Raw genomic sequence first — 19056 nt, forward strand, 5'->3', positions numbered from 1 at the left:
GGGTGCGGGCCAGCCGAGTCGGCCTGTCGGGGGCGGGTGCGCGTCAGCGGATCCGCAGCGCCGGAAAGACGACTGCCTCAAGCAGCCCGAGCAGCGCGTCCTCCCCATGGAAGCGGTCCTCGAAGAGCCGCTCGACGCGCAGCATGCCCATGATCATGGGTGCGACGTACCCGATCGCCGGGTTGTCCGCGGCCACCTCGCCCCGCTCGACCCCGCGCCGCAGCATCGCGTCCAGCGCGGCGATCTCCGGGTTCAGAACGGTCTCGCGCAGGGCTTCGCGCAGGTCGGGGTGCTTGATGTAGGCCTGGCCGACGGCCTCCATCAGCGCCGTGTCGGGGCCCTCGCGCCGGCCGACCACGCGGGCCGCCTCACGCAGATCCCCGACGAGGGTGCCCGTGTCGATGCCGGTGAAGAACGAGCAGCGCTTCGCACCCAGCGCCGCCGTCACGAGCACCGGCTTGCTCTTCCACTGCCGATACAGGGTGGCCTTGCCGCACTTGGTGCGCGCGGCCACGCCCTCCATGGTCACGGAGTCGTAGCCGCCCTCTCTGAGCATGTCGAGCACCGCGTCGTACAGCTCCAGCTCACGCTCGGGGCTGATCTTGCTGCGGCGGGCAGCGGCCGTGGCGGCCTGCGTCGACATCGTTCCCTCCGGAGAAAAACAAGGGGTGCTCCTGCACGTACGAGAGTAGGCTCCGCTCAATCGAGACGCAAACGTATCGAGACGTTTGCGTCTCGATGAGTTTCGATCTAGCCTTCCTACGTTTGCTTGTCTTTTTTCCATGTATCGATCCAGGTTCAAAGGGGCCGGAGAATGTTTGCCGGTATAACCACGGGGACGCGTCGCCAGACCCGTCCCGCCGGACCGGAGACGACCGCTTCCCGGCCGCCCCTGGTACGCGAGCTGCTGCTCGTGACCGCGCTCTTCCTCGTCTACAAGTTCGGCCGTCAGCTGGCGAACGGGCACGAGGCGAGGGCCTTCGACAACGCCGACCGCGTATGGAGCTGGGAGCGCGCCCTGCACCTGCCCGGCGAGGGCTCCGTGCAGCATCTGCTGCTGCACGGCGACACGCTCGTCAAGGCGGCCAACACCTTCTACGCGACGGTGCACTTCCCGGCCACGGTGGCCTTCCTGGTCTATCTGTACCTGCGCCGCCCGGGCCACTACCTGTGGTCGCGCCGGGTGCTCGCGGGGCTCACCGCCGCCGCCCTCGTGCTGCACATCACGGTCCCGCTCGCCCCGCCGCGCATGCTCACCACGGCCGGACTCGTCGACACCGCACAGGTCTACGGGCCCTCCGTGTACGCCGCGACGCCGGACAACGACGCCATGGCGAACCAGTTCGCCGCGATGCCCTCGCTGCACTTCGGCTGGGCACTGATGGTCGCGATCGGTCTGATCATGGCGACCCGGAGCCGCTGGCGGTGGCTGTGGCTGCTGCACCCCGCACTCACCCTGCTCGTGGTCGTCGGCACCGCGAACCACTACTGGCTGGACGCGATCGTGGCCACCGCGCTCCTGGGGGCGGTCCTCTACTTCGTACCGGCGCCGAAGCGGCCCACAAGGTTGCCTACGGCATCCAAGGCGGGCCGGCAGGCATCCGTTCCGCAGCAGACGCCCGTCCCCGAACCCGCGCTCGCCTCCCAGCAGGCACCCGCGCCCCAGCTTTCCGAGGCCGTGCGATGAACGAATCCGCGCTGCTCGCCATCCTGCTCTCGCTCGCCTCCGCCGCCGCCTACGCGCTGGCCGCCGTCGGCCAGTCCCGGCTCGCCGCTCAGGGGGGCGGCGGTATCGGCCAGTTGCTCACCCGCCCGCTGTGGTGGTGGGCCGTCGGCCTCAACGCGGCCGGCGCCCTCATGCACGTGGCCGCGCTCCACTACGGCCCGCTCACCCTGGTCCAGCCGCTCGGCGCGCTCACCCTGGTCGCCGCGCTGCCGCTCTCCGCGTACTACGAGCGGCGCCGCGTCACCCGGCGCGAATGGCGCGGCGCGGCCTGGACGCTGGCCGGGCTCACCGGTCTGATCGCGGTCACCGGCCCCGCGAGCCCCGGTGACGCGCTCAGCCTGCGCGAGGCACTCGCGATCGCCGCGGCCACCGCGCTGCTGCTCGCCTTCCTCGTACGGGCCGGGGCGCACTCCGCACGCGGCGGCGGCCTCGGCCATGCCACCGCGTCCGGCGTCGCCTCGGGGGTGGCGTCCGCGCTGACCCAGACCGTCACCGCGTCGCTGGCCCGCGAACTGCCCGGGGGCCCGCTGAACTGGTGGCAGACCGCCCTGCTCGCGGTGCTCGTCGCGACGTTCGCGGTCGGCGGGCTCCTGCTCTCGCAGGCGGCCTATCGCGGTGGCCTCGCCGCCCCGCTCGCCGTGGTGAACCTCGCCAACCCGGCGGCGGCCGCGGTGATCGGGGTCGCGCTGCTCGGCGAGAGCTTCCACGGCGGGCCGTTCGGCTGGCTGGTCGCCGCCGCGTCGGCGGGCCTCGCGGCCCGCGGCGTGATCATGCTGACCGGCGCCACGCCCGCGGACCTCCCCGCGCCTGTGCCCGCGGCCCTGCCCACCGACCTGTCGGCCCCCGAGCCGGCCGTCCGCATCACCGCCTGAGGCACGCGCCTCAGACATCCAAAGTGATCGCGTTCTTGGCGCGCTCGACGGATTCCTCGGCGGCCGGGCCTCCCGGGTTCTCCGTCGCCAGCGCCTGGTTGGCCTCGACGAAGGGCCGCAGGCGTGCCTCGTACTCCGCGAAGGCGGCACGGTGCTCACCGCCCGCGCGGCCGAGCGCATCCGCTAGGACGTACGCGCCGACCAACGCGAGGCCGGTGCCCTGGCCGGAGAGCGGCGAGGCGCAGTACCCGGCGTCGCCGAGCAGCACGGCCCGCCCGCGCGACCAGCGGTCGAGCCGGATCTGGGCCATGGCGTCGGAGTAGAAGTCCGGCGCCTCCCAGAGCGCCTTCAGGAGCCGCGGCGTCTCCCAGCGCAGTGCGCCCATCCGCTCGGCGACCTCCCGCTTCAGCGCTTCGGGGTTCCGGTTCGCGGGGTCGAACGGGCCGGACGCGAAGCCGAAGGTGACCCTCAGCTCGCTGTTGTCGCGCACCGGGTAGATCCCGTACCCGGCGTCGCCGTCGCGCTGCCAGAGCTGCCAGTTGTCCAGGCCGAGGAAGTTCTCCGCGCTGAAGATCGCGAGATGCGTGCCGAGGTGGTGCAGGAAGTCCGCCTCGGGCCCGAAGTCGAGCCCGCGCACGGCCGAGTGCAGGCCGTCGGCCCCCACGACGAGGTCGAACCTGCGGGACGCGCCGTGCTCGAAGTCGACGCGGACGCCGTGCTCGTCCTGGTCCAGCGCGGTGATGCGATCACCGTAGATGAACTCGGCCTGCCCCTGGGCGAGTTGATCCAGCATGCCGATGAGGTCCTCGCGCAGCAGCTCGACGTCGCCGCTGTCGAGTCGGCCGCTGCTGAAGGTGGCCTCGGTGGACCGGTGGAGCTCATTGCCGTCGGCGTCGAGCACGGACATGCCCCGCATGCGAGTGGCCGCCGCACGCACCGGGCCGAGCAGCCCCATCCGCTCCACTACGTCGAGCGCCACTCCCCTGATGTCGACGGCCTGGCCGCCCGGCCGCGGCCCCGGGGCGCGCTCGACGACGGTCGGCTCGAAGCCGCCCCGCCGCAGCCAGTGGGCGAGCGCACAGCCGGCGACTCCGGCGCCGGAGATGAGGACGGTCTTCATGGCGGACTCCTTGATGGCGCGATGAGCGCGATGAGTGGAATGAGCGATCCGAATACGGTGTACGCAATCTGAATGTACGGCGTACTCATATGCCTGCCAACTGGCCTTAAACTTCAACTGAGCTAGGACAGAGGCAGCACAGACCGCCTCTCTGCTGCTAGCCTCTGCACTAGTACAGGAAGCACGGCGGCCCAAAAACTTTCGCGGCCGCCGACGGGAAGGACGTACCGGCATGGCCGTGCAGAGCGAACCGCCCTACCTGCGGATCGTCGCCGAGATCCGGCGGCGCATCACGAGCGGCGAGCTCGCGCCGGGCGACCGGGTGCCCTCGACCCGGGGGATCGTCAAGGAGTGGGGCGTCGCGCTCGCGACGGCCACCAAGGCGCTCACCACCCTGCGCCTCGAAGGGTTCGTGGAGACGCTCCCCCGGGTCGGCACCGTGGTGAGCGACCGCGCCCCGGCAGCGCCGGTGAAGGCGCGCACGCAGCCCGAGCACGATCTGACGCGCGAGCGGATCGTGCGAGCCGCCATGGACATCGCCGACACCGAGGGCCTGGCCGCGCTGTCCATGCGCGGGGTGGCGGCCCGGCTCGGGGTCGCCGCGATGTCGCCGTACCGGCATGTCGGCAGCAAGGACGACCTGGTGCTTCTGATGGCCGACGCGGCGTTCGGCGAGGCCCGCTATCCGGCCGTGCCGCCGGCCGGCTGGAGGGCCCGGCTCGAACTCGGCGGACGGACGCTCTGGTCACTGTTCCGCAAACACCCGTGGCTCACCCAACTCGCCCCGCTCACACGCCCGTTGCTGCTTCCCCAGCTCATGACGCACGCGGAGTGGGCGCTGGCCGCGCTCGACGGTCACGGGCTCGACCCGGTCACCATGATGGACGTGCACGTGCTCCTGTACGGCTATGTGCAGGGGCTCGCGGTCGGCCTGGAGCAAGAGGCGCAGGCTGCGGCCACCACCGGGGTGAGCGAGGACGGGTGGATGGAGCAGCAGGCCGCCGCCCTCAACTCCCTTGTGGCGTCCGGGAGGTACCCGGTCTTCAGCCGGGTCACGGCGTCGCTGGCGGACGGGTACGAGCTGCGCTTCGACGAACTCTTCGAGTTCGGGCTCGGCCCGCTCCTCGACGGCTTCGCAAGCGTGATCGAGGGCGGCGGGCCAGGACCGGTCGCCCCCGCGCGCCCTGTCAGGCGTTGACGTCCACGACCGTGCGGCCGCGCACCTGACCGGCCAGGATGCGCTCCGCGACGGAGGGCACCTCGTCGAGACCGACGACCGTGGTCATCCTCTCCAGGCTCGCCAGATCCAGATCGCGGGCAAGGCGATCGTACGCCCTGATCCGGCGCTCCATCGGTGCCTGTACGGAGTCGATGCCGGCCAGCGTCACCCCGCGCAGGATGAACGGCATGACGGTGCCCGGCAGGTCGAGGCCCTGAGCGAGGCCGCAACTGGTGACGGTGCCGCCGTAGCGGGTGCCCGCGAGGACGTTGACCAGGGTGTGGCTGCCCACCGAGTCGACGGCCCCGGCCCAGCGCTCCTTGCCTAGCGGGCGGCCGGGTTCGGAGAGTTCGGCGCGGTCGATGATCTCGGCGGCGCCGAGTTCACGCAGGTAGCCCGCCTCGGCGGGCCGCCCGGTGGAGGCGAGCACCCGGTAGCCGAGCCTGGCCAGGAGTGCCACCGCGACCGAGCCGACACCGCCCGCGGCGCCGGTGACGAGCACGTCGCCGCTCGCCGGGGTGAGGCCCGCGTCTTCGAGGGCGAGCACGCTGAGCATCGCGGTGTATCCGGCGGTGCCGATCGCCGCCGCCTGCCGAGTGGTGAGCCCTTCCGGCAGCGGGACCAGCCAGTCGCCGCTGACCCGGGCCTTCTGCGCGAAGCCGCCGTCGTGCCGCTCACCGACGCCGTAGCCGTTGAGCACCACCTTGTCGCCGGGCGCGAACGAGGCGTGGGTGGACGACTCGACGGTGCCCGCGAAGTCGATGCCGGGCACCAGCGGATACGTCCGCACGATGCCCTTGTCGGCGAGCGCGAGGCCGTCCTTGTAGTTCACGGTCGAGTAGTCCACGGCGACGGTCACATCGCCCTCGTGGAGTTCGCTCTCCTCCAGGGTGACGGTCTCGACCCGGTGGCCCTGGTCGTCCTTGGTCACACGGATGGCGCGGAATGACATCGAATCGATCTCCTGGCAGTCGGGGGCCGGTGAAGCCGTACGTCGATCTTGCCCCAGCCTCCGCCGCGCACGTGCGGAGGGGCCGCACCGGACGGCTCACGGCACGGCCCCCGACCCGGTGGCGACGGTCAGGTCAGGCGATCTCGACGGAGAAGCCGTGCCCGGTCGACTGCGACGGCGTCTTCACCTCCGTCACTCCGGTCGCGGCATCGGCGTACCAGCCCGAGCCCGCCGCGGCGAGCTCCGCCGCGGAGCCGTACCGGTGCAGCCGGTTACCGCCGAGGGCGACGAGCGAGGGAGCCGCCTTGGTGTGGACGGTGAAGCGGTACGAGCGGGTGGCCGGCTTGCCCTGGTAACTGCCCACGCTGGCACCGACGTTGACGACCGAGGCACGTCCGGCCGAGGTGACCTGCACCCGCTGGGTGGCCGAGGCCCCCTTGGCGAACTGCCGGGTTACGCCGTCGTCCTCGTACAGGGTGTACGAGGAGGTGCCGAGCTGCGGATAGATGTCGTAGTCGAGCTCGCCCTTGTCCCGGGTCCCCCAGGACGTGGTGCCCTTGGGCCACATCGGCACGATCGAGCCGCCCTTCACGAACAGCGGGAGCGTGTCGAGCGGAGCCGCGTAATGGTCGACGGTCGTCGGGCCCTGATAGGTCTTGCCCGTCCAGTAGTCGGTCCAGGTGCCCTTGGGCAGATAGATGCCATTGCGGACGCTGGTGTCGCTGTACACCGGGGCGACCAGGAAGTCGGGCCCGGCCAGGAACTCGTACTTGGCGTTCGCGCCCAGAGTGTTCGGATCGTCCGGGTACTCCAGGGAGAGCGGGCGGACTGCGCCTACACCGGTCTTGGTGGCGTCCTTGGAGAGCCCGTACATGTACGGGATCAGCCGCTCCTTCAGCTGAAGGTACTTGCGGTTGATGGAGGCGTACGGCTCGCCGTCGAGCCAGGGCTGCTGGTCGGCGGCCTTGCCGGTGGTGAGGTCCTTGGCCCAGCCGTCCATCGTCATGATGGCGGGCAGGAACGCCTTCCACTGGAGGTCGCGGGTGTACATCTTCGGGTCGTGGCCGAAGATGCTGCCGACGTCACCCGTGTTGTACGCGATGCCGGAGAGCGTGGCGCCCGCGTAGGTGGGGATCTGCCAGCGGAGATAGTCCCAGCTGAGCTTCTGGTCGCCGCTCCACAGGACGCCGCAGCGCTGCGCACCGGACCAGGAGACGGGCAGCCACACGAAGCCGCGCGCGTCGCTGTTGTCCTCGATGCCGGCCTTCGCCTGGTCGCAGGCGTTCAGGGCGAAGCCGTAGCCGTTGCCGACCCAGGCGACGTCCAGTTTCGCGACGCGCTGGCCCGCCTTGACCTGATCGGCGAGCTTGTCGAGGCCGTCCTGGGTCCACAGGCCGAGCTGGGCGCCCTGTGCCTGGAGGCCCTTGCCGGTCTCGGCGAGGTTCTCGTAGCCGCAGCCGTACCCGTCGTTGACGAGCATCCAGCCGAGCGGCATCTGGTTCTGCGTGTAGCCGTCGGCGACCTTGAGCGCGTCCAGGGTGTGCCGCTCGCCCCGGTTGGCGTTGTGCAGATAGCAGTCGGAGTCGCCGGGTTCGAGTCCGTAGACCGGCGGCATGAACGGCTTGCCGACCAGCGAGGTGTACTTGCCGATCACGGATTTCACGTCACCGGTGAAGTAGTAGGCGTCCAGGCGCCGTTCCTGCTGCCCGGTGCGCACCCGCGGCCCGAAGTCGTACACGCCGGGGCTGAAGGTGTTGCGGAAGACGCCGTATCCGGCGGAGGAGATGTAGAAGGGCTGGGAGTTGTTCCAGCCGCCCTCGTTCCAGTTGGTGTTGTTGCCCACGTTCATGGCCTGGTCGCGGTGCGAGAAACTGCCGTTCTGCTCGCCGCCACCGAAGAACTGCTCGTCGGCGCCGCGCGTCAGGCTCTGCCGCATACCGCCGGAGGTCCAGCGCAGCGGGTCGGCCTCCGACCAGATCACGGTCTTGTCGTCGCCCTTGTAGAGGGCGAAGCGGAGCGGCTTCTTGTAGACGCGCAGGACGACGTCCTTGCTGCGGATCCCGTAATAGGCGCCCGCGTCGAAGGACTTGGTGTCCTTCCGCGGCTTCGGCTGGGTCTGGATCATGTGGCTGCCGGGCGGGTCGGTGAACGTCCCGTCCGGGGCGGCGCGCAGCCTCAGCGTGTCGTCGGCGAAGAAGTCGGCGCGGGCCTTGAGCGACCCCGCGGCGATGTCGTAGGTGCCGTCCCTGCCGCCGAAGGACGTGAGGTTCCCGGCGTCGGTCGGCTCGGGCAGATAGGCCTTGCCCGTGAACGAGTTGTGGTGCACGTCGTACGGGACGACGACCACGTGGTACGTGCCCGACGCCTTCGGGATGACGGTCGCCTCGGGGTCGGCGGTGCCCGCGCTGGAGGCGACCTGCTTGCCGGCGTCGTCGTAGATGTACATGTCGAAGTCGTCGGTGGGGGTGGCCCATTGGACGGAGACGGGCACACCGCCCTCCGGGTTGTCGTCCCAATGGCCGGCCGGCGGCTTCACGGTGAGGTCGAAGCGGGCGCAGACGGCGCCGTCCGGGTCCTGCGCGGGCGGCGGACACTTGTCGGGCGAGTCGACCGTGCCCTTCTCATAGACCGGGCTCTGCCAGGTCAGGGATTTCGTGCCGCTGTCCAGGACACCGCCGGGCGGCGTCGCGGCCTCGGCGTGGGCGGCGGGGACGGCCAGGGCGGTGAGGCCGAGCGCGAGCGCCGAGAACACGGCGACGGCGGGCCTTCGGGGCGGGTGGGAGCGATGCCAGGGGGTCCGCAAGAGTTCGTTCTCCGTTCGTACCGAGCAACAGCCGGGCGCGGCGTGCGCGTTCATGCTTGGAACAGTGGAGTTTCGAGCATCAAGATTCACCGTGAGCCGGGTACATGTCAACGTCTGTGGCGCCTGAGGTGCTGAACCCCTCGACAGAAATGGCAGTTTCGCGACACGGGCGACGCGATGATGGCGCAGAATCGGCCGATCACAACCGGCCCCCGACCCGGCGCCCGCGGCTCGCCACACTCCGGCTCACGGACTTCCGCTTCAGCCGCCCCGCACGCGGGGGCCGTTGCGGCGATCACGCGCTGTCCGGATTCCGGTTGTGGCGTTCCGGGTGATCGAAAGCGTTCAGAAAGAGACGGATCCGGGCGGCTTGAATAGCGATGCGTCAATCAAACCGCCATTGCGGTTTGTTAGCTTGATCGGGTCAATGTGCGCAACCGCCCCATCCCGCGCACCCATCAACCGACGGGGGTTGACTCGCCATGTCCGTTTCCCTCTCCAGACCTCTCCCATCCACCAACTACCGCGCGAACGAAGCGAGTTCGCGACCGAAGCCAGGACCGACGAACGGCCGGCGCCGCGCGCACGAACCCGCGATGGACGGCCTGCGCGCGCTCGCCATGCTGATGGTGGTCTGCCTGCACCTGGGGCAGTGGACCGGAAGCCTGATCGACGACAAGGGGCGGCCCGGGCCACTCGCCCGGGTGCTCAACGGCTTCGACGTATCGGTTCCGCTCTTCTTCGTCATCAGCGGCTATCTGCTCTACCGGCCGTGGGCCGCCGCGGCCCTGACGGGACTCAGGGCTCCGCGGACGGTGGACTACTACTGGCACCGATTAATCCGGATCATGCCCGCGTACTGGCTGCTCATCATCACCTCGCTCCTGGTCTTCGACCGCGAGCGCCTGGGCGACGGCTGGCGCATCGTGCGGCTGCTCACCGTGCAGCACGTCGAGCACTGGATGGATCTGCGGGTGGACCCGGGCAGTGTGAGCGACTGGGCGCAGACCTGGAGCCTCGCCACGGAGGTGCACTTCTATCTCGCGCTGCCGCTCATCGCGTTCGTGCTGCACCGCGCGCTGTCCTCGCGGCACGGAGTACGCCTCGCCCTCGGTCTGCTGGCCGGTGTGGTGGCGCTCGATCTGGCGTGGCTCGTCGCCAGCAGCCCCGCGAGCCTCCAGGGCCCCACGGGTCTGTGGTGGCTGTGCGGCTATGTGGGGTTCTTCGCGGTCGGCATGGCGCTGGCCGTGCTCGTCGCCCATATCGACCGCACCGGGCAACTGCCCTCGCCCGTACGCTTCGTCATCCGCCACCCGTGGGTGTGCTGGGCGGCGGCGGCCATCGCGTTCGCCTTGCTCAACACCCCGCCGGCGGGTGACCTCAGCGCCCCCGCCGGCCCATGGGAGGCCGCCTTCCGTTACGTCGCCGACCTCACCGTGGTCGTCGGCCTCGCGGCACCCCTGGTGTTCGCCCGCGCGAGCGGTCCGGCGCGGCTGCTGTCCCACCCCGTGCTCGCCTGGCTCGGGGGCATCTCGTACGGGATCTTCCTGTGGCACCTGATCGTGCTCCAGGTGACCGTGCGCAATGTGCTCGGGCTGCACTATGCCCAGGCGGGTACGGGCGCGTTCTTCGTGCTGCTGCCGTTCGTCCTGCTGCTCTCGGTCGCCGCGGGCTGGGCCTCGCACCAGCTGGTCGAGGCACCGGTCGTACGCCGGTTCCGCCGACGGCCAAGGGGGTAGCGGTCGTACGTCGCCGGCCCCTCCCCCCGCTGCGCAAGGGGCGGGGGGAGGGGCCGCCGACAGGCGCCGTCACGGCAGGACGAACCAGTCCATCCCGAGCGCCGCGGCCAGGCCCACCACGAGCAGCCAGGAACCAAGGCGGGTACGCCCGTTGCGGCTCAGCTCGATGACCACCCCGCACAGGATCAGGGCGAGCCCGTACACCCCGACGACGAGCACGGAGGACCGCGTCGCAAGCCGCACGACGAGGATCACCCCCATCGCCGCCATGAGCACCCCGGCGGCGACCATGCGGATACGGCGCGCCTGCCGCGGGGCCATGCCGCGCCGCTCAGGCTCATCGGCAGGGTCGTCGACGGGCTCGTCGACGGACTCGGGGTCGTCCAAGTCCTCGGCAGCATCGGCACGTTGAGGACCATGGGGCCGCTCGGAGGGCGTGGAGGGTCCACCCTCCCCGCCGGCCCCGGCAGCCTTCGCATCCCGAGCGGCTTCGGCGGCTTCCGCACCCCGCTCCTGCGGAGCCCGCTCGGCCGTGGGCCGGCTCGGGGCGTGGTTCGCTACCGCCGCTTCTGCCGCGCGGGACTCACCCCGCGCTTTAGGGGTCGCGTCCACCGCTTGTTCCTGATCCGAGGTGCTCATGAGCCCGGATCGTAATCGCTTCCCCGTTACGGTGTTCCATCCAGGTCACGGCCGCGCCACACCTCGACGTGAGTCCCCTCACAGGCCGTCACCTGCGGGTTGAGCGCAGGACCCCGCCACCTGCGGCGCTCCCTCCGGGCGCGGATCACCTCGCGACAGCGGACAGCGCGCTGTCAACTCACCGTTCTCTTCTGGGACGTTGACCCTAATAGCAGGGCGAAATAGTCTTCCTCCATGTTCTCTACGGGGGTAGAGCACTGCTCTTGGGAGCGATGGGCGAGAGGTCGACGGCGAAGAACGCCGATCATTCCGCCGATCCGCGGCCCGGTCGATTCGCCGGGCACACCTGATCCACTCGCCGGGCCCGCACGGCCCGTCGTCGTGGATTCCGTTTTTTGCACGCAGCACGGGGGAAGCACGTTGAAAGTTCGCCTGCTCGGGTCCCTTGAATTGACCGACGGACACATCACGTTCAAGATTCCCGGCGAAAAACTCAGGGCGATCGTGGCGGCACTCGCCCTTTCGCCCAACCGTCCGGTATCCCGAAACGACCTCATCGACGAACTGTGGGGAGAGGAACTCCCGCGCAACGCCGAGAACTCCCTGCAAGGTCATGTGGCCCGGCTCCGCCGTGTCATCGAATCCCGTACGGGCCACGACGGCCTGCGGGAACTGATCCGCACGTCCGGTTTCGGCTACGCCCTCGCACTCCCGGAGAGCGACGTGGACGCCTCGCTGTTCGAGTCACTGGTCCGCGAGGCGACCGCGCTCGGCCGGAGCGACCCGGACCGGTCGGTGCGGCTGCTCACCGAGGCGCTCTCGCTGTGGCGCGGGCCCGCGCTGCTCGACGCCGGGCAGGGCCTGATCAGCCGTATGGCGTACACCCGGCTCACCGAGATCAGGCTCACCGCGTACGAGCACCTCTTCGACGCCGAGCTCGCCCGGGGCCTGCACCGTGAAGTCATCACGGAACTCCAGCAGTTGCACGCCCAGTACCCACTGCGGGAGCGGTTCTGTGAGCAGCTGATCACGGCGCTGTACCGCTCGGGCCGCCAGGCCGAGGCCCTTGACGCCTACCACCGCACCCGGCAGCGGCTCTCGCACCACCTGGGTCTGGAGCCCGGCGAGGCGCTGCGGGCCAGGTTCCAGGGCATCCTGCGCCAGGAGCCGGTGCCCGCCGGACGCTGAACACACCGTATTTCAGAGGGAGTTGGTGACGCGAAGGAGCTGCCAGACGGCGCCCGCCCTGGCCCTTCCCTGGAAGGCCAGGTACTCGGGCAGGACCAGGTGCGGCGCCCATTTCTCCTTGTACGCCAGTTGGCTCGCGGCGGGGTACACCTTCTCGCCGTGCGCGGCGAGCTGCCGCAGGAACCAGGCCGTGGGCCGGCTGGCGGAGGGCGCCTCGCGCTCGGGCGTGAGTCCGGTGAACGGGGTGAAGCCGAAGTGCAGCCACTCGGCGCCCTCCCCGCGGAAGGCCTCCACGGCCGTCAGGTTGATCGCCTCCAGGACGCCCGGCGCGGTTCCCGGCAGCCGGCGGCTCAGGTCGTGCAGCAGTCCGGCGCGCTTGCCGAAGGCCGGCGCGTACGAGATGTAGGCCACGAGTTCGCCGTCGATCCGGCCCGCGAACAGCCGGCGGTGCACCTGCCCGGGGCCGCCGAGCTGGCCCACGAGGAACTCGATCTCCTTGACGTGGCGCCCCTTGCCGCGCAGCCACTGCCGGTCGATGCTCCGCACCTCCCCGGCGATGTTCTCGTACGGCACTTCGGCCACCTGGAGACCGCTGCGGCGTGCCCGCGACACCTTGTTGCGCAGTTTCACGAACCGCGAGCCCTTGAGCCCGAATTCGGGCAGGTGCAGGGAGTAGGAGGCACCGACCTGATTCACGGTGAATCCGCAGCGCACGTAGAGATCGACGTCCTCGCTCTGCAACTGGACGGCTGCCACCGTGCTCCGGCGCGCCCGCGCGAAATCGAGGAATCCGCGCAGGAGTTCCTCCCGCGCATGCTCCGGCGCGAACACGCCGCCGAACTGCATCAGATACTTTCCCGCCCTCCTGCAGGCGATCACACCCGCACTGCCGGGCACGGTGAAGTACTCGTTTCCCGTGTTCATCGCCAGAAACGCGCTGGGATTGTCCGCGTAGTCCCGTAGTTGATGCAGAACGCTGTCAATGGCAAGGACATGACCGGTCATCGAAGCTCCTCCGCTGGTCGTCCGGCGAATCGTGCCACCGTGCCGTGTCGAATTCGCTGAAGCCGCCGTCTCAGCGCCGTCTCAGGTGCTTCTCAGCCAGGGCTGAAAAATTTACGGCGAAACATTCAAGCAATTCCGCCGCGCAGCGCGGGGCGGACGTAAAACGGGGGCCTTGCGTGACCGGAATATCAGCGAAATCGCGTGCACTACTGCATCCCGACGACGTGCTGCTCCCCCAGGGGGCGCGCTCCTACGGCTCGTACGTGGCGGGGAAGAGCGTGCCGGGTGAGGAGTGGGTGTACGTCGTCGACTCGGCGGCTCTCCTCGACGACGCGTTCGCGAGTCTCACGCTGAAACGGAAGCTGGAGAAGGGCTGGACGCCGATCGGGCCGCTGCCCGGCTCGATCGTCGCCCGCGTGGCCAAGGCCTCCGCCGGCACGGTCGGGGAGGTCCTCGAAGCGGCCGCGGGCGCCGCCGCCGAATGGGGTGCGACGCCTTTGGACGTACGCCTCGACCAGGTCTGCTCCCTGCTGCGCGAGCGCATCGCCGAGCGCACCGACGAGATCATCGAGGTGCTCGTCCAGGAGGGCCACCCGCTGGCGCTCGCCCGCTGGGAGGTGTCCGGGATGCTGCAGTGCTGGAGCCCGGAGTCGATCGGCTTCTACCACTCGCAGATGATCCAGGAGTTCCGGCACGGGGTGCGCGAGATCTCCGTGCGGCGCAGGCCGGACGGGGTGGTGTGCCTCAACCCGCCGCAGAACGCGCCGATGGCCAGCGCCCTGCTCGGCGTGTACTCGATCTTCGCGGGCAACGCTCTGGTGGTGCGGGCACCGCGCAGCGGCCCGCTCGGCGTGATGTACGCCCTGCAGGAGCTGGTCGCCCCCGTACTCGACGAGGTGGGCGCGCCGCCCGGCACGCTCGGCGTGGTGTGCGGGGACCCGGGGCCGATGCTGAACTCCTGGCTCACCAGTGAGCATGTCGACGACATCATGTATTTCGGCAGCAGCGAGAGCGGCATCCGGTTCCAGGAGGGGTGCATCGCCGCCGGGAAGAAGCCGATCCTCGAACTCGCCGGCAATGACATCGTGACCGTCTGGAAGGACGCCGATGTCGAACTCGCCGCCGAGGCGCTCACCGAGGGTTTCTACGGTTCCGGCCAGCTCTGCATGATTCCCAATCAGGTGGTGGCCCACCCCGACGTCGCCGACCGCCTGGTGGCCGAACTGGCCCGCCAGGCCCGGCGGATCAGGCCCGGCCGAGCGAGGGACGAAGGGGTGCTGCTCACCCCGGTGCTGCGCAACGAGAAGTTCTTCGAGTGCCTCGACGACGCCCTGGCGCACGGCGCCGAGCTGGTCTGCGGCGGCCATGCCACGCAGCTCGACGGAACGCGGGACGCCAACGGCATCTTCCTGGAGCCGACCGTGGTGCGCGTGAACGGGCTCGCCCAGGCGCGGCGGGTGCAGGCGGTGCGGCACGAGACGTTCTTCCCGCTGCTCCCGGTCGTCGTGGCCGAACAGGGCGAGGACGACGAGCTGTTGGCGTCCTTCATCGACTTCGTGAACACCAACTGGTACGGCCTGCGCAACTCGCTGTGGGCGAAGGACCGCGCGGTCATCGACCGGTTCGTGGCCCGGGTCACCGAGGGCGGGCTGCTCAAGGTCAACGACTCGCACATCGGGTTCCTGCCGTATCTGCCCTCGCACGGCGGCACCGGCCTGACCGGCGGCGTGTTCGGCGAGGCCAACTATCCGATGCTGCGCACCACCCATGTGCAGGGCGTGAGCGTCGCACCCGGCGGGATCCGCCCGCGCGACGCCGTGTTCGGCACCGGCAGCAGTGCGGCCTGAGGAGGATCCGATGCGTTCGACGGAACGGGCCGCGGAGGTCTGCGAGCGTTTCCTGCCCGGGCTGCTCGGCAAGCTCGCCGACATCCCGCTGAGCGAACTGGAGGCGCCGGGCAGCCCGGCCCTCGCCCACTTCAAGGCGTGCAAGGGCCCGGGTCTGGTGATCCCGGAGGCCTACCAGGGCAGCGGCGCCACGCCGCTGGAGGCGCTCGCCGTTGTGCGGGCGATCGCGGCGGCCTCGCCGTCGCTGGCCGTGGGCACCGCCATGCACCACTTCTCGGTGGCGACCCTGTTCACGCTCGCCGACAGCATCAAGAGCAGCGGCATGGAGTGGGCGCTGCTCGAAGGCATCGCCGAACAGGGCCTCCTGGTCTCGTCGGGCTTCGCCGAGGGGCGGCCCGGACAGGGCATCCTGTCGCCGACCATGACCGCGGCGAAGGCCGAGGGCGGCTATCTCGTCAACGGCTCGAAGAAGCCGTGCAGCCTGGCGCGCTCCATGGATCTGCTCACCGCGTCCGTGGCGTTGCCCACCGATTCCGGCTCCGAGATGGCGGTGCTCCTGGTGCCGCGCGGCACCCCGGGCATCACCGTCCACCCGTTCTGGAAGAGCTGGGCGCTGGCCGGCGCGGAGAGCGACGAGGTGCGGCTCACGGACGCCTTCGTGGACGAACAGCTCGTCGTGCGGCCGGAGTTGGGGGGCGCCGGAGAGCTGGACGAGCTCCAGACGGTCGGCTTCATCTGGTTCGAGCTGCTGATCTCGGCCTCGTACCTGGGCATGGCCGGCGCGCTCGTGGAGCGGGCGCACGCCGCGGGCCGGGGCAGCGCCTCCGACCGGGCCGAGCTGTTCATGACGTACGAGAGCGCGGGCCTGCTCCTGGAGGGCGTGGCGCGGATGCTCGGGGACGGCGAGCACGGCAACGAGGCGCTCGCCAAGACACTGGTGGCCCGGTACGCGGCGCAGGACGCGCTCGGCGTGGCGGTGCGGCGAGCCGTGGAGCTGCTCGGCGGCATGGCGTTCATCGGCTCGTCCGACGTGGCCTACCTCGCCGCTGTCTCGCACGGGCTCGCCTTCCACCCGCCCTCACGGGCGAGCTTCGCGGCGCCCTTCCTCGACCACGTCGACGGCCACCCGCTGCGGCTGGCCTGAAGGGGGTGGACACCGTGACGGTCACGACAACACCGGTCAGGGAACTGCCCGACCGGGACGCCCTCGGCCGCCTGTACCGGGCCCGGCTCAGCAAGGGCCGGGCGACGCTCGGCGAGATGTTCGGCGGCCATGTGGAAGTGGAGTCCGAGGGGGCCTGGGTCACCACGGCCGAGGGGCGCAAGTTCCTCAACTGCGGGGGCTACGGCGTCTTCATCACCGGCGCGAAGCATCCCACGGTGATGCGTCACGTACGGGAGCAGCTGGAGCGGCACCCGGTGGCGACCCGACTCTTCATGGAGCCGCAGATCGCCCTCGCCGCCGACGCCCTGGTGTCCGTCGCCCCGCCCGGCCTGGAGCGGGTGCACTTCGCGGGCTCGGGCGCCGAGGCGGTCGAGGCCGCGATCAAGGTGGCCCGCACGCGCGGCAGGACCCGGCTCATCGCGATGGCGGACGGCTACCACGGCAAGACGATGGGCGCCCTCAGCCTCACCGGCAAGGACGTCTTCCAGGACCCCTTCCGCCCGCTGCTTCCTTCGGTCACCCATGTGCCGTACGGCGAGGTGGAGGCCCTGCGCAAGGAGCTCGCAACCTGTCCGGGCGAGGGCTGCGTCTTCGTCGAACCCGTACAGGGCGAGGCGGGGGTCGTCATTGCCCCGCCCGGCTATCTGGGCGCGGTCGAGAACGCGTGCCGCGAGTACGGGGCGCTGCTCGCTGTCGACGAGATCCAGACCGGTCTCGGCCGGCTCGGCACCTGGTGGGGCTGCGGGCCCGAGGGGGTGCGCCCCGATCTGCTGCTCGTCGGCAAGGGACTCAGCGGCGGCGTGGTCCCGGTGTCCGCGGTGCTCGCGACGCCGGAGGTGTTCGATGCCTTCGACCGCGACCCGTATCTGCACACCTCGACGTTCTCCGGGGCGCCGCTTGCCATGGCCGCCGCGCGCGGCGCGATCGCGGCGCTGCGCGAGGACAACCTGGTGGGGCGGGCTCGGGTTCTCGGCGAGGAGATTCTGCGGGTCGTCGGCCGGATCGTGCGCGGCCACTACGGGCCGGTCGTGCGCGAGGTGCGCGGCCGCGGACTGATGCTGGGCATCGAGTTCGCCGAACCCGGCCCGGCGGGCGACCTGCTGATCGAGCTGATCCAGCACGGTGTCATCGCCAACCACTCCCTCAACTCCCATCTGGTCCTGCGGCTCACCCCGCCCGCGGTCCTGACCCGCGGCGATCTGGACTTCCTGTACGAGGCGGTGGACCGGGCCTGCCGGGCCCAGGCCGCCCGCTACACCCCGACCCGTGAAAGTGGCTGAGACAACCATGCGCAGCACTCAACTGACCGTCCGTGTCGAGGCCGTCTGCCCCGGCACGGCCTACCACCGCATCAAGGACTACGCGCGCTACCCCGAACTCGCCCCCGTCGTACGGTCTGTGACGGTCCATGAGGTGGGTGAGGGAGAGGAGCGCAGCGACTGGGAGGTGTACTTCCGCAACGGCATCCTGCGCTGGACGGAGACCGACCGGTTCGACGAGGCGAAGCTGCGGATCGCCTTCCGTCAACTCGAAGGCGATTTCGCCGAGTTCACCGGCACGTGGTCGGTGACGCCGGACGGGGAGGGGTGCCTGGTGGACTTCGCGGCCGAGTTCGACTTCGGCATTCCGAGCCTGGCGGGCATTCTCGACCCGGTCGCGGCGCGGGTCCTGAAGGAGACCATCGGCGTGGTCGTCACCAGCCTCTTCGAGCGGGCCCATGTGGTCGGCGACGACCCGGTGGCACGCTCGGTCGCCCGGGCCGCCGCGGGCGCGCCGCACCGGGACCTCCCCGGAGCGGCCGCCTGATGGACGCGAAGAACCTCTTCGAGACACCGGTGACGTACCGCCTCGTCCGCCTTGAGTACGCGGTCGGGCTCGCGGTGGCCGCCGGGCTGCTCCTCGCCCACCTCGGCGAGGTGCGGTGGGGGGTGGCGGCCGGGCTTTTCGTGTACATCGACCTGATCGGCTACATCCCGGGGGCGATCGCCCACCACAAAAGCCCGGGCGGCCGTGTCCCGCAGGCCTATTACGTGCTCTACAACGTGATGCACAGCCTCGCCACGCAGACACTGGTGGCGCTCGCGTGGATCTGGCTCTTCGGCGCCGAGTGGGCGCTGCTCGCGCTGCCCATCCACCTGTTCGGCGACCGGGCGGTCTTCGGGAACTTCCTGAAGCCGTTCGGCGTGAGCTTCGAACCCGTGGCGCACCCCGCGTACCAGCGCTTCAGCGGCGAGTACGCGGCCGGAACCACGGACCGAAAGCGCCACATCGTACGCCTCGGCGCGAGGCCGTCATGACGGCGCCGGGAAGCGTGTCCACCCGTACGGGCTGGCGGTTCGCGTCGGGGGTGTCCGTGCTGACCTGCGGGGCGGCGGACCGGGCGCACGGGGTCACGGTCAGCACCCTGTCCGTGGCCTCGGTCCACCCGCCGATGGTCTCGGTGGCGCTGCGCCGGGGCAGCCGGGGGCTCGGCGCCCTGCTCACCGCCGGCCGCTTCGTCGTCAACGGGCTCTCGGTCCAACAGGCCCCGCTGGCACGGTACTTCGCGCGCAAGGACCGCAGCGACGGGCTGGCCCTGTTCGGCCCCGAGGCCGAGTCGGCGTGGGAGCCGTACACCGCCGACGGGGTGCCGCTGCTCGCCGGAACGGTCGGCCGTCTGGAGTGCCGGATCGAGCGGACCGTACCCGTCGGCGACCACGAACTGCTCATCGCCCGCGTGCTCGGCTCGTACCTCGGCAGCGGCACTCCCCTGCTCAACATCGACACCAGGAGCTGAATCCG

At 70.5% G+C, this 19056-nt stretch carries 17 protein-coding genes; 11 read left to right on the forward strand and 6 right to left on the reverse strand.

The features are described from left to right. Window positions 1-43: 43 nt before the first annotated feature. Window positions 44-643 carry a TetR/AcrR family transcriptional regulator gene (locus IE206_RS27485; protein WP_189966661.1) on the reverse strand — a complete coding sequence of 200 codons (600 nt, stop codon included), beginning with the start codon at window positions 641-643 and terminating at the stop codon, window positions 44-46. Window positions 644-814: 171 nt separating this feature from the next. Here IE206_RS27485 and IE206_RS27490 point away from each other — a divergent pair, with 171 nt between their 5' ends. Then, on the forward strand, window positions 815-1687 hold the full coding sequence (locus IE206_RS27490; protein WP_189966663.1) for a phosphatase PAP2 family protein: 873 nt from the start codon (window positions 815-817) through the stop codon (window positions 1685-1687). Further along, on the forward strand, window positions 1684-2598 hold the full coding sequence (locus tag IE206_RS27495) for a DMT family transporter (RefSeq protein WP_189966665.1): 915 nt from the start codon (window positions 1684-1686) through the stop codon (window positions 2596-2598). Before IE206_RS27490 ends, IE206_RS27495 begins: the two co-directional genes overlap by 4 nt. A gap of 10 nt (window positions 2599-2608) precedes the next feature. On the opposite strand, the gene IE206_RS27500 is transcribed toward IE206_RS27495, so the two are convergent. Next, window positions 2609-3718 (reverse strand): FAD-dependent monooxygenase, encoded by a 1110-nt coding sequence (locus IE206_RS27500; protein ID WP_189966667.1) that lies wholly within the window; start codon window positions 3716-3718, stop codon window positions 2609-2611. Between the two features lie 232 nt (window positions 3719-3950). Here IE206_RS27500 and IE206_RS27505 point away from each other — a divergent pair, with 232 nt between their 5' ends. Continuing rightward, window positions 3951-4916 carry a TetR/AcrR family transcriptional regulator C-terminal domain-containing protein gene (locus IE206_RS27505; protein WP_189966670.1) on the forward strand — a complete coding sequence of 322 codons (966 nt, stop codon included), beginning with the start codon at window positions 3951-3953 and terminating at the stop codon, window positions 4914-4916. Here the strand turns inward: IE206_RS27505 and acuI are convergent. After that, window positions 4906-5889 carry an acrylyl-CoA reductase (NADPH) gene (gene acuI / locus IE206_RS27510; protein ID WP_189966672.1) on the reverse strand — a complete coding sequence of 328 codons (984 nt, stop codon included), beginning with the start codon at window positions 5887-5889 and terminating at the stop codon, window positions 4906-4908. The genes IE206_RS27505 and acuI overlap by 11 nt on opposite strands. Window positions 5890-6022: 133 nt before the next feature. Then, the gene (locus tag IE206_RS27515; RefSeq protein WP_373300989.1) at window positions 6023-8692 is read right to left on the reverse strand and encodes a glycoside hydrolase family 31 protein; all 2670 of its coding nucleotides are present in this window, start codon (window positions 8690-8692) and stop codon (window positions 6023-6025) included. Between the two features lie 596 nt (window positions 8693-9288). Here IE206_RS27515 and IE206_RS27520 point away from each other — a divergent pair. After that, a complete protein-coding gene (locus IE206_RS27520; protein ID WP_189966674.1) occupies window positions 9289-10431 on the forward strand; it encodes an acyltransferase family protein in 1143 nt (380 codons plus the stop codon). A 69-nt stretch (window positions 10432-10500) separates the two neighbouring features. On the opposite strand, the gene IE206_RS42600 is transcribed toward IE206_RS27520, so the two are convergent. Further along, the gene (locus IE206_RS42600) at window positions 10501-11070 is read right to left on the reverse strand and encodes a DUF308 domain-containing protein (RefSeq protein ID WP_226599568.1); all 570 of its coding nucleotides are present in this window, start codon (window positions 11068-11070) and stop codon (window positions 10501-10503) included. A gap of 450 nt (window positions 11071-11520) precedes the next feature. Between IE206_RS42600 and IE206_RS27530 the strand changes: the two genes are divergently transcribed. Continuing rightward, the gene (locus IE206_RS27530; RefSeq protein ID WP_226599569.1) at window positions 11521-12258 is read left to right on the forward strand and encodes an AfsR/SARP family transcriptional regulator; all 738 of its coding nucleotides are present in this window, start codon (window positions 11521-11523) and stop codon (window positions 12256-12258) included. A 12-nt stretch (window positions 12259-12270) separates the two neighbouring features. Here IE206_RS27530 and IE206_RS27535 read toward each other — a convergent pair whose 3' ends face one another. Beyond that, window positions 12271-13263, reverse strand: coding sequence for a DUF2156 domain-containing protein (locus IE206_RS27535; RefSeq protein WP_189966678.1), 993 nt, complete (start codon window positions 13261-13263; stop codon window positions 12271-12273). Window positions 13264-13487: 224 nt separating this feature from the next. Between IE206_RS27535 and IE206_RS27540 the strand changes: the two genes are divergently transcribed. Genes IE206_RS27540 through IE206_RS27565 form a run of 6 tightly spaced genes read left to right on the forward strand, consistent with a single transcriptional unit; the run spans window position 13488 to window position 19051 of the window. After that, a complete protein-coding gene (locus tag IE206_RS27540) occupies window positions 13488-15110 on the forward strand; it encodes an aldehyde dehydrogenase family protein (protein ID WP_226599570.1) in 1623 nt (540 codons plus the stop codon). A gap of 10 nt (window positions 15111-15120) precedes the next feature. Next, window positions 15121-16254 carry an acyl-CoA dehydrogenase family protein gene (locus tag IE206_RS27545; RefSeq protein ID WP_189966680.1) on the forward strand — a complete coding sequence of 378 codons (1134 nt, stop codon included), beginning with the start codon at window positions 15121-15123 and terminating at the stop codon, window positions 16252-16254. 14 nt (window positions 16255-16268) lie between these two features. Next, the gene (locus tag IE206_RS27550) at window positions 16269-17555 is read left to right on the forward strand and encodes an aspartate aminotransferase family protein (protein WP_226599571.1); all 1287 of its coding nucleotides are present in this window, start codon (window positions 16269-16271) and stop codon (window positions 17553-17555) included. Between the two features lie 7 nt (window positions 17556-17562). Beyond that, complete coding sequence (locus IE206_RS27555) at window positions 17563-18081, forward strand: type II toxin-antitoxin system RatA family toxin (RefSeq protein WP_189966682.1); 519 nt, start codon at window positions 17563-17565, stop codon at window positions 18079-18081. Next, window positions 18081-18572 (forward strand): hypothetical protein, encoded by a 492-nt coding sequence (locus IE206_RS27560; RefSeq protein WP_189966684.1) that lies wholly within the window; start codon window positions 18081-18083, stop codon window positions 18570-18572. The genes IE206_RS27555 and IE206_RS27560 overlap by 1 nt, the downstream gene beginning before the upstream one ends. A gap of 14 nt (window positions 18573-18586) precedes the next feature. Beyond that, window positions 18587-19051, forward strand: coding sequence for a flavin reductase family protein (locus IE206_RS27565; protein ID WP_189966686.1), 465 nt, complete (start codon window positions 18587-18589; stop codon window positions 19049-19051). The last annotated feature ends 5 nt before the right edge of the window (window positions 19052-19056 follow it).

The organism is Streptomyces violascens, from assembly GCF_014649955.1.
Classification (GTDB): domain Bacteria; phylum Actinomycetota; class Actinomycetes; order Streptomycetales; family Streptomycetaceae; genus Streptomyces; species Streptomyces violascens.